General features: G+C 64.9%; 8 protein-coding genes. All 8 read left to right on the top strand.

The features are described from left to right. Positions 1-52: 52 nt before the first annotated feature. The 8 genes from ACLE20_RS07665 (at position 53) to glgA (ending at position 15,502) form a co-directional block, all read left to right on the top strand. The gene (locus ACLE20_RS07665) at positions 53-781 is read left to right on the top strand and encodes a DUF899 domain-containing protein (protein ID WP_410939894.1); all 729 of its coding nucleotides are present in this window, start codon (positions 53-55) and stop codon (positions 779-781) included. Between the two features lie 154 nt (positions 782-935). After that, the gene (locus ACLE20_RS07660; protein ID WP_410939681.1) at positions 936-4,262 is read left to right on the top strand and encodes a DUF2126 domain-containing protein; all 3,327 of its coding nucleotides are present in this window, start codon (positions 936-938) and stop codon (positions 4,260-4,262) included. Between the two features lie 148 nt (positions 4,263-4,410). Further along, entirely contained in the window at positions 4,411-6,822 is a 2,412-nt protein-coding gene (locus tag ACLE20_RS07655) for a circularly permuted type 2 ATP-grasp protein (protein ID WP_410939680.1), read from the top strand. Between the two features lies 1 nt (position 6,823). Next, a complete protein-coding gene (locus tag ACLE20_RS07650; protein WP_410939679.1) occupies positions 6,824-7,723 on the top strand; it encodes a transglutaminase family protein in 900 nt (299 codons plus the stop codon). Positions 7,724-8,043: 320 nt separating this feature from the next. Next, positions 8,044-10,509: a glycogen/starch/alpha-glucan phosphorylase gene (locus ACLE20_RS07645; RefSeq protein ID WP_410939678.1), complete on the top strand. Its 2,466-nt coding sequence runs from the start codon at positions 8,044-8,046 to the stop codon at positions 10,507-10,509. Beyond that, positions 10,506-12,713 (top strand): 1,4-alpha-glucan branching protein GlgB, encoded by a 2,208-nt coding sequence (gene glgB / locus ACLE20_RS07640; protein ID WP_410939677.1) that lies wholly within the window; start codon positions 10,506-10,508, stop codon positions 12,711-12,713. The genes ACLE20_RS07645 and glgB overlap by 4 nt, the downstream gene beginning before the upstream one ends. 85 nt (positions 12,714-12,798) lie before the next feature. Then, complete coding sequence (gene glgC / locus ACLE20_RS07635) at positions 12,799-14,058, top strand: glucose-1-phosphate adenylyltransferase (RefSeq protein ID WP_410939676.1); 1,260 nt, start codon at positions 12,799-12,801, stop codon at positions 14,056-14,058. Between the two features lie 4 nt (positions 14,059-14,062). Further along, on the top strand, positions 14,063-15,502 hold the full coding sequence (gene glgA / locus ACLE20_RS07630; RefSeq protein WP_410939675.1) for a glycogen synthase GlgA: 1,440 nt from the start codon (positions 14,063-14,065) through the stop codon (positions 15,500-15,502). Position 15,503 lies beyond the last annotated feature (1 nt).

Genomic DNA, 15,503 nt, shown 5'->3' with positions numbered 1-15,503 from the left:
GATATCAACGTAACCAGCTGTCCTGCCGCTTGTTCAAAGGAGGAAGATCATGCTGGCTCATCCTGTGGTATCGAAGGAAGAATGGCTTCAGGCACGCCGGGCGCTGCTTGCACGCGAGAAGGAGGAGACCCGGCTGCGCGACGCCGTCCGCGCCGAGCGCGAGGCCCTACCTTGGGTGAAGGTCGACAAGGACTATGTCTTCGACACGCCCGAAGGGCAGAAGAGCCTGTCCGATCTCTTCGACGGGCGCAGCCAGTTGCTCGTCTATCACTTCATGCTCGGTCCCGATTGGCAGGCCGGCTGCACCGGCTGCTCCTTCATGGCCGATCATTTCGATGGAACGCTGCCGCATCTCAACAATCACGACGTGACGCTGGTCGCCGTGTCCCGCGCGCCACTCGAGAAGATCAACTCCTATCGCCGCCGCATGGGATGGCGCTTTCCCTGGGTGTCCTCGCATGGTTCGGACTTCAACTTCGATTTCCACGTCTCCTTCACGCAGGAGGCGCTCGCCGGCGGCACCGTCTTCTACAATTTCCGCGATCTCGATGTCGCCAGCGCCCATGACGAGCTGCCAGGCCTCAGCGCCTTTGCGCGCGACGAGGAGGGCACCGTCTACCACACCTATTCCACCTATGCCCGCGGGGCAGAGGAGGTCATCGGCACGCTGATGCTGCTCGACCGCGCCCCCAAGGGCCGCAATGAAAGCGCCACGATGAATTTCGTGCGCCGCCACGACGAATATGAGGCGAAGCCGCAGACATCCTCCTGCTGCGCCTGAGGCTACACGCCTCGCGCGCACCCCGCGCCGGCTGCTTCCGGCGCGGACCTCGCGCCTTGCTGAAATGCCACTTTTTTCAGCCTTGCTTTCTTTGAGTGCATTGCACAAAGTCGATCACGACGGAGACCGCCGTCGTTGAGAGACCGGGACCTGCATGTCGATCAAAGCGAGCATCTATCACCTCACGCATTACACCTATGACAGGCCGGTCCGGCTCGGTCCCCAGGTCATCCGGCTCAAGCCCGCCCCGCATTCCAAGACCAAGGTTCTCAGCCACTCGCTGAAGGTCACGCCGGCCGACCATTTCGTGACCCTGCAGCAGGACCCCTACGGCAATTATCTCGCCCGCTACGTCTTTCCCGAACCGGTGCGAGAGCTGAAGATCGAGGTCGATCTCGTTGCCGACATGACGGTCTACAATCCCTTCGATTTCTTCGTCGAGGAAAGTGCGGAGACCTGGCCCTTTGACTATGCGGAGGAGATCCGCGAGGATCTGAGCATCTACCGCGCGCCGGAGCCCGCCGGGCCGGCGCTTCAGGCCTATCTCGACACCATCCCGCGCGATCCGGTCAACACGGTCGATTTCGTCGTCGACATCAATCTCAAGCTCCAGCAGGCGGTCAACTACGTCATCCGCATGGAGCCCGGCGTGCAGACGCCGGAGGAAACGCTGACCAAGGCTCTCGGCTCCTGCCGCGATTCCTCCTGGCTGCTGGTGCAGATCCTGCGTCATCTCGGCCTCGCCGCCCGTTTCGTCTCCGGCTACCTGATCCAGCTCGCGCCAGACGTCAAAGCCCTCGATGGCCCCTCCGGCACCGAGGTCGATTTCACCGACCTCCATGCCTGGTGCGAGGTCTATATTCCCGGTGCCGGCTGGGTCGGTCTCGATCCAACCTCCGGGCTCCTGACGGGCGAGAGCCATATTCCGCTGTCGGCAACGCCACACTATCGCAACGCCGCCCCGATCTCCGGCGGTTTTTCCGGCGATCCGGAGACAAAGACCGACTTCGCCTTCGACATGAAGGTCGCCCGCGTCGCCGAACATCCGCGCATCACCAAGCCATTCTCGGACGAAAGCTGGGATGAACTGAACCGCCTGGGTGCCGAGGTGGACGACGTTCTCACGCGCAACGACGTGCGGCTGACGATGGGCGGCGAGCCAACCTTCGTGTCGATCGACGACTTCGAATCCGGCGAATGGAACACGGATGCGGTGGGCCCCACCAAGCGGTCGCGCGCCGACATGCTGATCCGCCGCCTGCGGGATCGCTTCGCCCCCGGCGGCTTTCTGCATTATGGCCAGGGCAAGTGGTATCCGGGCGAAAGCCTGCCGCGCTGGACCTTCTCGCTCTACTGGCGCAAGGACGGCGTGCCGATCTGGACCAATCCGGACCTGATCGCCCGCGAGGCGGCCAGTGCCGATGCGACGCCGGAAAAGGCAGAAGCGCTGCTGAAGGGCATCGCCGCGGCTCTCGAGGTCGATCCGGACATGGTGCTTCCGGCTTACGAAGATCCGGCTGAGTGGATCATCAAGGAGGCGAGCCTGCCGGAGAATGTCGATCCCTCCAATTCCAAGCTCGAGGACCCGGAAGAGCGCAACCGGATCGCCCGCGTCTTCGAGCGCGGGCTGACCGTGCCGACCGGCTTTGTGCTACCGGTCCAGTCCTGGAACAGCCGATCCTCCGGCCGGCGATGGGTCAGCGAGCGCTGGCGGACCCGGCGCGGCAAGATCTTCCTCGTGCCCGGCGATTCACCGGTCGGCTACCGCATTCCACTGGGCGCGCTCCCCTACCTTCCGCCCTCGCGCTTCCCCTATATTCACGAAGCCGACCCGACCATCCCGCGCGACCCGCTGCCGCTTTATGACGCGAGCCCGACGCGTGCCATGGCGGAGGCCTCCTTCCGTGCCTCCGAGCCGCAGCAGGCGCGCAACGAGCAGGTTCTGGGCGAGATCGCCGGCTCGGTGCGCACCGCCATGACCGTCGAGCCGCAGAACGGCCGGCTCTGCATCTTCATGCCGCCGGTGGAGCGGGTGGAGGACTATCTGGACCTGATCGCGGCCGCCGAGGCCGCTGCCGCCGCGCTCGGCGTCGCCGTTCATATCGAGGGCTATGCGCCCCCGCATGACGAGCGGATCAATGTCATGCGCGTCGCGCCCGATCCGGGCGTGATCGAGGTGAACGTGCATCCGGCCGCGAGCTGGCAGGACTGCGTGGACATCACCACGGCGGTCTATGAGGAAGCGCGCCAGTCGCGGCTCGGTGCCGATAAGTTCATGATCGACGGGCGCCATACCGGCACCGGTGGCGGCAACCATGTGGTGGTCGGCGGGCAGAGCCCCAATGACAGCCCCTTCCTGCGCCGGCCAGACCTGTTGAAGAGCCTGATCCTGCATTGGCAGCGTCACCCGTCGCTTTCCTACCTCTTCTCAGGCATGTTCATCGGCCCGACGAGCCAGGCGCCGCGCATCGACGAGGCGCGCCATGACAGCCTCTATGAGCTCGAAATCGCCATGGCGCAGGTGCCGGCGCCCGGCCGGGGCGTGCAGCCCCTGCCCTGGCTGACCGACCGTCTGTTCCGCAACCTGCTGACCGATGTCACCGGCAATACCCATCGCTCCGAGATCTGCATCGACAAGCTGTTCTCGCCGGACGGGCCAACCGGGCGACTTGGCCTCGTCGAGTTCCGCGGCTTCGAAATGCCGCCCAATGCCCGCATGTCGCTCGCCCAGCAATTGCTCGTCCGCGCGCTGATCGCCCGCTTCTGGCTGAACCCGGCGGAGGGCTCCCTGGTACGCTGGGGGACAACGCTGCATGACCGCTTCATGCTGCCGCATCATGTCTGGGCCGACTTCCTGGACGTGCTGACCGACCTCCGCCAGAACGGCTTCGACCTGCGTCCCGAATGGTTCGAGGCCCAGCTCGAATTCCGCTTCCCCTTCTGCGGCGAGGTCCAGTACGAGGGCACCAAGCTCGAGCTGCGGCAGGCTTTGGAGCCCTGGCATGTGATGGGCGAACAGGGCGCGATCGGCGGCACGGTGCGCTATGTCGACAGCTCGGTCGAGCGGCTGCAGGTGCGGTTCGAAGCGGCCAACCCCGGCCGCTACACGGTCGCCTGCAACGGCCGGCCCGTGCCGCTCGGGGCGACGGGACGGGGCGGCGTCTCCGTCGCCGGCGTGCGCTACAAGGCCTGGCAGCCGGCCGCCGGCCTGCACCCGGTCCTGCCTGTCAATACGCCGTTGACCTTCGACATTTACGACACATGGTCGCGCCGATCGATCGGCGGCTGCATCTATCATGTTGCCCATCCCGGCGGGCGCAATTACGATACATTCCCGGTCAACGGCAACGAAGCCCAGGCCCGTCGTCTGGCCCGTTTCGAGCCCTGGGGACACACGGCCGGCACCTATGGTCTCGTGCCCGAAACGCCGGCTGCGGAATTCCCGATGACGCTCGACCTGCGACGCCCGCCCGGTCTCTGATCGCGCGAGCGGGCCGCTTTGGGCATGCGGCGACCAGGACGAACACGCGGCAAGAAGTCGTCGGGCCGCCGACGCATCGGGCATCCAGCCTTGCCTGGGCGCTCTCAAGAAGTAGGGGAAGCCGGCGGAAAGCCGGCATGGGCGGGCAATGGCGACACTCTCAACCGCGGAAGCGGAGAAGACGGGCAAGCGCGCGGCGATCGATGCGGTCTCCGCCTATGCCGCGTTGCCCGGCCTTGCCGACGAGATGGTCGATCCGGCCGGCGTCGTGCGGCCCGTCTGGCGGCATCTTCTGTCGACGCTCGGCCGCATGGACGGCTCGGAACTTGCCAACCGCTTCGCCCGCGCCGACCGTTATCTGCGCGATGCCGGTGTGTTCTATCGCGCTTACGGCAGTAAGGAGACCTCGGAGCGCAACTGGCCGCTCTCGCATATCCCGGTTCTGATCGACGACCGGGAATGGCAGTCGCTCTCGCGCGGTATCATCCAGCGGGTCGAGCTCCTCGAGCGCATCTGCGCCGATCTTTACGGGCCGAACGAGCTGGTCGCCAAGGGCCTGCTACCGCCGGCGCTGGTGGCCGGCAATCCGGAATTCCTGCGGCCCATGGTCGGCATCCGCCCGGCCGACGGCCATTTCCTGCATTTCTGTTCCTTCGAGATCGGCCGGGGGCCGGACGGAAACTGGTGGGTGCTGGCGGACCGGACCGAGGCGCCCTCCGGCGCCGGCTTCGCGCTCGAAAACCGGGTCGCCACCACGCGTGCCTTCTCCGACCTCTATGCCGAAAGCCATGTCCACCGGCTGGCAGGTTTCTTTGGCGCTTTTCGCGACGCGCTGCAAAGCCGGAAGCGCAGCCCGGAGGACCGTATCGCGATCCTTACCCCAGGTCTCAACAACGAGACCTATTTCGAGCACGCCTATATTGCCCGCTATCTCGGCTTCATGCTGCTTGAGGGCGAGGATCTGACGGTGGTCAATGGTCGCGTCATGGTGCGCACGGTGGCCGGCCTCAAGCCGATCGGCATTCTCTGGCGGCGGCTCGATTCGAGCTTTGCCGACCCGCTGGAGCTCAACCAGCGCTCCCATATCGGCACGCCGGGCATGGTGGACGCGCTGCGCTCGGCCTCGGTGTCGATCGTCAATGCGCTGGGTTCCGGTATCCTCGAAACCCGGGCCTTCCTCGCCTTCATGCCGAAAATCTGTCGGCATCTGATGGGCGAGGACCAGATCCTGCCGAGCATCGCCACCTGGTGGTGCGGCCAGAAGCCGGAGCGCGACCAGGTGGCGGCCGCCATCGGCAAGATGGTGATCGGCCCGGCCTATTCCACCCGCCCCTTCTTCGACGACAACGGCCAGTCCGTTCTGGGCTCCAGCCGTGCCGGCGCGAAGGGGAAGGCCGCCGACTGGCTGGAGGCGGATGGTGCGAAGCTGGTCGGTCAGGAACTGGTGACGCTTTCGACCACGCCCGCCTGGGTCAACGGCCGGCTGACGCCGCGGCCGATGAGCCTGCGCGTCTATGTGGCGCGTACCCGCGAGGGGTGGCAGGTCATGCCCGGCGGCTTTGCCCGCATTTCGAGCGGCGAAGACGCTGCGGCGATCACCATGCAGGCCGGCGGCTCGGCTGCCGATGTCTGGATCGTCAGCGATAAGCCGGTCGAACGCACGACGCTGCTGCCGGCCGAGGAGACCTTCATCCGCACCATGCCCGGCAGCCTGCCGAGCCGGGCTGCGGACAATCTCTTCTGGCTCGGGCGCTATATCGAGCGGGCGGAAGGGGCGCTGCGCATTCTCCGCGCCTGGCACGGCCGCTTTGCCGAATCCGCCGATAGCAGCCTGCCGCTGTTGAAGGACATCACCGACTATCTCGCCGCCCTCGACATCGACACCAAGCAGGCGGTGCCGGACAGTCTTGTGGCCAATGTCGACAGCGCCCTGTTTTCAGCCGGCAATATCCGCGACCGCTTCTCCGCCGATGGCTGGCTGGCCCTCAACGATCTCGCCAAGACGGTGCGCAAGTTCCAGTCGACGGTGGAGGCGGGCGACGACGCGACCCATGCCATGACGATCCTCTTGCGCAAGCTGGCGGGCTTTGCCGGCTTGGTGCATGAAAACATGTATCGCTTCACCGGCTGGCGCTTCCTCTCGATCGGCCGTTACCTGGAGCGCGGCCTGCACATGACGCGCCTGCTCGGCCACATGTCTGGCGCGGAAGCGCCGGACGGTGCGCTCGACATGCTGCTCGAGATCGGCGACAGCGTCATGACCCATCGTCGGCGTTATAACGTCAACACGGCACCGCTGACGGTCACCGATCTCCTGGCGCTCGACCCGCTCAATCCGCGCTCGGTTCTCTATCAGTTGAACGAGATCCGCACCGAGGTGGAACAGCTGCCCAATGCCTTCGTCAACGGCCAGATGTCGGCCTTCTGCCGCGAGGCAGTGCGCCTGCAATCGGGCCTTGCGGTCATGACGCCGGATGGGATGACGAGCGCCGTCTATCAGCGTTTGGAGCTGGAGCTCGAACGCTTCTCCGACATTCTCGCCCAGACCTATCTCAACTGACATGCTCTACGATATCAGCCTCACCATCACCTATGCCTATGAAGTGCCGGTCTCGGGCGGGCGGCATCTCGTGCGCGTTCTGCCGTTGTCGATCCCGGAGCGTCAGCGGCTGATTGCCGGCAGCGTAACCAGCATGCCGACGCCGGAGGAGCGCAGCGACCTGACTGATTTCTTCGCCAACCCGGCGACCGCCATCCTGTTTCGCAAGGCGCATGACCGGCTGGTGATCCGCATGCAGGCGCGCGTCCAGCTGACATCGGCCGATCCGCTCATCGATGTCTCCCCGCGTCTAGAAGACATGCCGGCCGAAATCGCGGCGATCTGGTCGATCGCGCCGGACGCGCCGCATCATTTTCTAGGGACGAGTCCACGCCTGACGGAGGATCCGGCGATCAGCGCCTATGCGCGCAGCATCGCCAAGCCCGAGATGACGGTGCATGAGATCGCCGAGGCGCTCTGCCACGCGATCCACGAGGACTTCACCTATGATCCGAAGGCGACGACGGTGGATTCGCCGCCACGGGACTCCTTTAAGCTGAAGCGCGGCGTCTGCCAGGACTTCGCCCATGTGATGATTCTGTCGCTGCGCGCGCTCGGCATTCCCGCCGGCTATGTCAGTGGCTTTTTGCGGACCCTGCCGCCACCGGGCAAGGAGCGGCTCGAAGGAGCGGATGCCATGCATGCCTGGGTGCGGGTCTGGTGCGGGCCGATGATGGGCTGGGTGGAGCTCGATCCGACCAATGACATTCCGGCCGGGCTCGATCATATCGTCGTCGGCCATGGCCGCGACTATTCCGATGTCGCCCCGGTCGTCGGCGTCCTGAAGAGCTATGGCAGCCACGAGACTGCCCAGGCGGTGGATGTGGTTCCGGTTCGCTCGCTCGCCCCGTCCGCGACTTAAGGCCCAGCCATCGGCCTGATCCGCCTCGACGAGCACGCGGCCCTTGCGGCGATTCGCGACCGAAGCGCCCGTGGACGAACCGCGATTCGCGGCCTCAGATTGCCGCTTGCGCCACCCTTCGGGTCACCTCTCGAACCCGCCATCGACCCTTCGCCGCTCCACGCCCATGCCCGTTTCGCCGCCGCCGGCGATTTTCTGGCGCCGGCAAAAGCTTTGTTGCAAGTCCCTGATAAGGATGCATAGAGTGCCGCATGCCCGCGGGTGTTCTGCCTTGCGGCCTCCCGGTCCAACGACAGTTCGAGAGAGGGGCGTTCGTCGCCATGATCAAGCATCAGCCCAACGAAAGCATCCCCAGCGCCCAGCCGAGAGCCTCCAACTCGCAGGTCCTGGCGCAGGAGATCATCGAGCGCCTCACCTACCGGATCGGCAAGGACCCGAAGGTCGCCAAGCCGCATGATTGGCTGACCGCCGCCATCCTTGTCGTGCGCGACCGGATCACCGACAACTGGATGGATTCGACGCGCCGCACCTATGCCGAGGGGCAGAAGCGCGTCTATTACCTCTCTCTCGAGTTCCTCATCGGCCGGCTCATGCGCGATGCGGTGACCAATATCGGCCTGATGGACGAGCTCAAGGAGGCGCTCGCCTCCTTCGGCGTCGATATCGACATCATCGCCGAGCTGGAGCCGGATGCCGCGCTCGGCAATGGCGGCCTCGGCCGTCTCGCTGCCTGCTTCATGGAGAGCATGGCGAGTGTCGGCATCCCCGCCTATGGCTACGGCATCCGCTATGTCCACGGACTCTTCCGCCAGCAGATGTCGGACGGCTGGCAGGTGGAACTGCCGGAAACCTGGCTCGCCCATGGCAACCCCTGGGAGTTCGAGCGGCGCGAAAGCTCCTACGAAATCGGCTTCGCCGGCTCGGTCGAGACCGTCAACATCGACGAAGAAATGACCCGCTACGTCTGGAAGCCGGCCGAGCGCGTGATCGCGACTGCCTGCGACACGCCGATCGTCGGCTGGCGCGGCACGCGCACCAACACGCTGCGCCTGTGGACGGCGAACCCGATCGACCCGATCCTGCTCGACGCCTTCAATGCCGGCGACCATATCGGCGCGCTGCGCGAGAGCAACAAGGCGGAAAGTCTCGCCCGCGTTCTCTACCCCGCCGATGCGACGCCCGCCGGCCAGGAGCTGCGGCTGCGCCAGGAGTTCTTCTTCTCCTCCGCTTCGTTGCAGGACATTCTGCGCCGTCATCTGCAGCAATATCCGGACTTCACCTCGCTGCCGGACAAGGTGTCGATCCAGCTCAACGACACCCACCCTGCCGTCTCCGTTGCCGAACTCATCCGCCTGCTGACTGATGTCCACGGCATGGACTTCGACACCGCCTGGGACATTGCCCGCCACACCTTCTCCTACACAAACCACACGCTGCTGCCGGAAGCGCTGGAAACCTGGCCGGTGCCGCTCTTTGAGCGGCTGCTGCCGCGGCACATGCAGATCATCTATGCGATCAATGCCAAGGTGCTTCTCGAAGCCCGCAAGCACAAGGATTACGACGACCAGCAGATCCGCACGATCTCGCTGATCGACGAGAGCGGCGACCGGCGCGTGCGCATGGGCAACCTCGCCTTTGTCGGCTCGCACTCGATCAATGGCGTTTCGGCGCTCCATACGGAGCTGATGAAGGAGACGGTGTTTGCCGATCTCCACAAGCTCTACCCGGCCCGCATCAACAACAAGACCAACGGCATCACCCCGCGCCGCTGGCTGATGCAGTGCAATCCCAAGCTTTTCTCGCTGGTGCGCGAGGCGATCGGCGACGACTTCCTCGATGACGCCGAAGCGCTGAAGTCGCTCGATGCTTTCGCCGACGAGGCAGGCTTCCAGGAGAAGTTCGCTGCGATCAAGCGTGCCAACAAGGTGCGGCTGGCGCAGCTCGTGCAAAGCCGCATGGGCGTCCGTCTCGACCCTTCGGCGATGTTCGACATCCAGATCAAGCGAATCCACGAATATAAGCGCCAGCTTCTCAACATCATCGAGGCTGTCGCGCTTTACGACCAGATGCGCTCGCATCCGGAACTCGACTGGGTGCCGCGCGTCAAGCTCTTCGCCGGCAAGGCGGCGCCGAGCTATCACAATGCCAAGCTGATCATCAAACTGGCCAATGACGTCGCCCGCGTCATCAACCACGACCCCTCCGTGCGCGGCCTGCTAAAGGTGGTCTTCGTGCCGAACTACAATGTCTCGCTGGCCGAGATCATGGTCCCCGCCGCCGACCTTTCCGAACAGATCTCGACCGCCGGCATGGAAGCCTCCGGCACCGGTAACATGAAGTTCGCGCTGAACGGCGCACTGACGATCGGCACGCTCGACGGCGCCAATGTCGAGATGCGCGATTGCGTCGGCGCGGAAAACATCAAGATCTTCGGCCTGACGGCGGAAGAGGTCGCCAAGGTGCGCCAGGAGGGCCACAATCCCCGCGCCGTGATCGAACAGTCGCGCGAGCTCGCCCAGGCGCTGCAGGCGATCGCCTCGGGCGTCTTCTCCCCGGATGACCGCAGCCGCTTCGCTGGGCTCGTGGATGGCATCTACAATCACGACTGGTTCATGGTGGCCGCCGATTTCGACGCCTATGCCAAGGCGCAGCGCGAGGTCGACGAAATCTGGACGGATCCGAAGAGCTGGTATGGCAAGACGATCCGCAACACCGCCCGGATGGGCTGGTTCTCGTCCGACCGGACGATCCGGCAATATGCAAAAGAAATTTGGAGAGCCGGATGATATTCCTCCCGCAGGACGATGCCCCCAAGACCAAGGCTGCGATTCCGACCGAGGACGTCGAAGCCATCGTGGCGGGCACGCATGGCGATCCCTTCGCCGTGCTGGGCGTCCATGCGGCGGCGAAGGAACTGGTGGCGCGCTGCTTCATTCCCGGTGCCGAAACGGTCAGCGTCGAGACGCTGGCTGGCAAGGAAATCGGCACGCTGCAGCGCCGCCATGATGCGGGATTCTTCGAGGGGCCGGTGGCGCTGAAGAAGTCGCAGCCGGTGCGCTACCGCGCCCGCAATGGCGGTGGCGAATGGGTGGTTGTCGATCCCTATTCCTTCGGCCCGGTGCTCGGGCCGATGGATGACTACTACATCCGCGAGGGCTCGCATCTCCGGCTCTTCGACAAGCTCGGGGCCCATTCGCTGAGCCATGAGGGCGAGGAGGGTTTCCACTTCGCGGTCTGGGCGCCGAACGCGCGGCGCGTTTCCGTGGTCGGCGATTTCAACGGCTGGGACGGTCGACGCCATGCGATGCGGCTGCGCCGCGACACCGGCATTTGGGAAATTTTCCTGCCTGGCATCGGTGCCGGTCAGATCTACAAATATGAGATCGTCGGACCTGGCGGCGAATTGCAGCCGCTCAAAGCCGACCCCTTTGCCCGCCGCTCCGAACTGCGGCCGAAGAATGCGTCTGTGACGACGCCGGAGATCGCCCAGGTTTGGGAAGACGAGGCGCACCGGGCGCATTGGGCGAGCGTCGATGCACGCCGCCAGCCGATCTCCATCTACGAGGTGCATGCCGGCTCCTGGGCCAAGCGCGAGGACGGCAGCTTCCTCTCCTGGGATGAGCTGGCCGCCCGGCTGATCCCCTATTGCGTCGACATGGGCTTCACCCACATCGAATTCCTGCCGATCAGCGAATTTCCCTATGACCCTTCCTGGGGCTACCAGACCACGGGCCTCTACGCGCCGACTGCCCGCTTCGGCGAGCCGGAAGGCTTCGCTCGCTTCGTCAACGGTGCGCACAAGGTCGGTCTCGGCGTGATCCTCGACTGGGTGCCGGCGCATTTCCCGACCGACGCGCATGGTCTGCGCCAGTTCGACGGCACGGCGCTCTACGAACATGCCGACCCGCGCCAGGGCTACCATCCCGACTGGAACACGGCGATCTACAATTTCGGCCGCGCCGAGGTCATGGCCTATCTGGTGAACAATGCGCTCTACTGGGCGGAGAAGTTCCACCTCGACGGCCTGCGCGTCGATGCGGTGGCCTCGATGCTCTATCTCGACTATTCGCGCAAGCACGGCGAATGGGTGCCGAACGAGTATGGCGGCAATGAAAATCTGGAGGCCGTGCGCTTCCTGCAGGAGATGAACAAGGCGGTCTACGGCACCCATCCCGGCATCCTGACCATTGCAGAGGAGAGCACCTCCTGGCCCAAGGTTTCCGCTCCCGTCCATGCCGGCGGACTCGGTTTCGGCTTCAAGTGGAACATGGGCTTCATGCACGACACGCTCAAATATCTCGAGCGCGAGCCGGTCTACCGCAAATACCACCATCACGACCTGACCTTCGGCCTGGTCTATGCCTTCAGCGAAAATTTCGTCCTGCCGCTTTCCCACGACGAAGTCGTGCACGGCAAGGGCTCGCTGATTGCCAAGATGACGGGCGACGACTGGCAGAAGTTTGCCAATCTGCGCGCCTATTACGGCTTCATGTGGGGCTATCCGGGCAAGAAACTCCTGTTCATGGGCCAGGAATTCGCGCAGTGGAGCGAATGGTCGGAAGAGCGCGGGCTTGACTGGAACCTGCTCGAATATCCGATCCATGAGGGCATGCGCCGCCTGGTGCGCGACCTCAACGGCACCTATCGCAACAAGCCGGCGCTGCACGCCCGCGACTGCGAGGGAGAAGGCTTCGAGTGGCTGCTGGCCGACGAGCGCGATACCTCCGTCTTCGCCTGGCTGCGCAAGGCGCCTGGCGAGAAGATGGTGGCGGTCGTCTCCAACTTCACGCCGGTCTATCGCGAGAGCTACAGCCTGCCGCTGCCGGCCGAAGGGCGCTGGCGCGAAATCCTGAACACCGATGCGGAAATCTATGGCGGCAGCGGCAAGGGCAATGGCGGCGTGGTGCGGGCGGTGCGAACCGCCTCCGGCGCGATTACCGCCACTGTCACCCTGCCGCCGCTCGCAACCTTGATGCTGGAGTTCGACTGAGCGCCGGTGAGGCATATGTAGTGAGGACAGGCGCCATGATCCGGCCGAAACGGGCCGGGCATCGCGCCCGCTAAGGGAGGTACCAATGGAGAAAAGACACCAACCGCTCGCTCGCGATGCCATGGCCTATGTGCTGGCCGGCGGACGCGGCAGCCGGCTCAAGGAACTGACCGACCGGCGCGCCAAGCCGGCGGTTCATTTCGGCGGCAAGGCGCGCATCATCGACTTCGCGCTGTCCAATGCGCTCAACTCGGGCATTCGCCGCATCGGGGTCGCCACGCAGTACAAGGCGCATTCGCTGATCCGCCACCTGCAGCGCGGCTGGAACTTCTTCCGGCCTGAGCGCAATGAAAGCTTCGACATCCTTCCCGCCTCCCAGCGCGTTTCCGAAACGCAGTGGTATGAAGGCACGGCGGATGCGGTCTACCAGAACATCGACATCATCGAGGATTACGGCGTCGAATACATGGTCATCCTCGCCGGCGACCATGTCTACAAGATGGACTACGAGCTCATGCTGCAGCAGCACGTGGACTCGGGCGCGGACGTCACCATCGGCTGCCTGGAAGTGCCGCGCATGGAAGCGACCGGCTTCGGCGTGATGCACGTGGACGAGAAGGACCAGATCATCGCCTTCATCGAGAAGCCCGCCGACCCGCCGGGCATCCCGTCCAATCCCGACATGGCGCTGGCCTCGATGGGCATCTATGTCTTCCACACCAAGTTCCTGATGGAACTGCTGCGGCGCGACGCGGCGGACGACAAGTCGAGCCGCGATTTCGGCAAGGACATCATCCCCTATATCGTCGAGCACGGAAAGGCGATCGCCCACCGCTTCGCCGAATCCTGCGTGCGCTCCGATTTCGAACGCGAAGCCTATTGGCGCGATGTCGGGACGATCGATGCCTATTGGCAGGCCAATATCGACCTGACCCATGTGACGCCCGAACTCGACATCTATGACAGCACCTGGCCGATCTGGACCTTTGCCGAGATCAAGCCGCCAGCGAAGTTCGTGCATGACGACGAGAACCGCCGCGGTTCGGCAATCTCCTCCCTCGTCTCCGGCGATTGCATCATCTCAGGCGCGACGCTCAACCGCTCGCTGCTCTTCACCGGCGTCCGGATCAATTCCTATTCGCGCCTGGAAAACTGCGTCGTCCTGCCGGATGTGAAGGTCGGGCGGCATGCGCAGCTCAAGAATGTCGTGATCGACAGCCGGGTCATCATCCCGGAAGGCCTGATCGTCGGCGAGGATCCGGAAGCCGATGCGCGGCGCTTCCGCCGCTCCGAGGGCGGCATCTGCCTGATCACCCAGGCCATGCTCGACAAGCTGGATCTCTGACCCCATGCAGGTGCTATCGGTCGCCTCCGAGGTCTTCCCGCTGATCAAGACTGGCGGCCTGGCCGATGTCGCGGGCGCGCTTCCCGGCGCGCTCGCACCCCTGGGCATCCGCATGCGCACGCTGATGCCAGGCTATCCCGCCGTCATGGCCAAGCTCGGCGAAACCCGCCGGGTGGGCGGGTTCGACTCGCTCTTCGGCCATCCGGCATCGGTGCTGGAGACGAGCCATGCGGGGCTCGACCTCCTGATCCTCGACGCGCCGGCCCTCTTCGACCGGGCGGGCGGACCCTATCTCGATACGGACGGCGTCGATTATCCGGATAATTTTCGCCGCTTCGCCGGCCTCTCGCTCGCCGCCGCCGAGATCGCGGCAGGGTGTCTCGGCGATTGGGTTCCGGACCTCGTCCATGTGCATGACTGGCAGGCGGCGCTGACGCCGCTCTATATGCGCTATGACCGGGCGCCGCAGACGCCGAGCATCTTCACCATCCACAACATCGCCTTCCAGGGTCGCTACGGCGCGCAGATCTTCCCGGAGCTTGCCCTGCCGCCACAGGCCTTCGCCATCGATGGCGTCGAGTTCTACGGCGATGTCTCCTTCATGAAGGCCGGCCTCGCGGCCGCGACGGCGATCACCACCGTCAGCCCATCCTATGCGCAGGAGATCCTGACGCCGGAATTCGGCATGGGCTTCGAAGGCGTGCTTGCCGCCCGGGTCGAGGCGCTCTCGGGCATCGTCAACGGCATCGACACCGCGGTCTGGAATCCGGCGAGCGACAGCCACATCGCCCGATCCTATTCGGCACAGGCGCTCGACGAGCGGGCCGAGAACAAGGCCGCGCTGCGCCAACGGTTTGGCCTTGCGCCGAGCGATGGCCCGCTCTTTTGCGTCGTGAGCCGCCTGACCCTGCAGAAGGGCATGGATGTGCTGGCCGACGAGATCGAGACGCTCGTTTCCGGCGGCGGTCAGCTTGCGGTGCTCGGCTCTGGCGATGCCGCGCTCGAGGCCGCCTTCCGCACCGCAGCCGCCGCATATCCCGGACAGGTCGGTCTGGTCCTCGGTTATGACGAGCCCTTGTCGCATCTCATGCAGGCAGGCGCCGACGCGATCCTCATCCCCTCACGCTTCGAGCCCTGCGGCCTGACCCAGCTCTATGGCCTGCGCTATGGCTGCGTGCCGGTGGTGGCGCGCACCGGCGGTCTTGCCGATACGGTCATCGATGCCAATGAGGCGGCGCTCGCTGCTGGTGCGGCCACCGGCGTCCAGTTTTCACCCGTCAGCCCCGAAGGCTTGCGCCTTGCCTTGCGGCGCGTGTTTTCCCTCTGGCGCCAGCCATCGCTTTGGGCAAGTCTCCAGGCGCAAGGCATGGCGTCCGACGTCTCCTGGGATCGGAGCGCAAAGGCCTATGCGGCGCTCTATTCCCGTCTTCTCACCAAAGGTTGAA

The organism is Rhizobium sp. YIM 134829, assembly GCF_046546455.1.
Note: the sequence above shows the minus strand (reverse complement) of the source record. Positions and strands in the feature narration are given on the sequence as shown.

Excerpts from the sequence above, each read along its gene's own strand:
- ACLE20_RS07660 (WP_410939681.1), top strand. The coding sequence starts at position 936 with ATGTCGATCAAAGCGAGCATCTATCACCTCACGCATTACACCTATGAC.
- ACLE20_RS07655 (WP_410939680.1), top strand. The coding sequence starts at position 4,411 with ATGGCGACACTCTCAACCGCGGAAGCGGAGAAGACGGGCAAGCGCGCG.
- ACLE20_RS07650 (WP_410939679.1), top strand. The coding sequence starts at position 6,824 with ATGCTCTACGATATCAGCCTCACCATCACCTATGCCTATGAAGTGCCG.
- ACLE20_RS07645 (WP_410939678.1), top strand. The coding sequence starts at position 8,044 with ATGATCAAGCATCAGCCCAACGAAAGCATCCCCAGCGCCCAGCCGAGA.
- glgB (WP_410939677.1), top strand. The coding sequence starts at position 10,506 with ATGATATTCCTCCCGCAGGACGATGCCCCCAAGACCAAGGCTGCGATT.
- glgC (WP_410939676.1), top strand. The coding sequence starts at position 12,799 with ATGGAGAAAAGACACCAACCGCTCGCTCGCGATGCCATGGCCTATGTG.
- glgA (WP_410939675.1), top strand. The coding sequence starts at position 14,063 with ATGCAGGTGCTATCGGTCGCCTCCGAGGTCTTCCCGCTGATCAAGACT.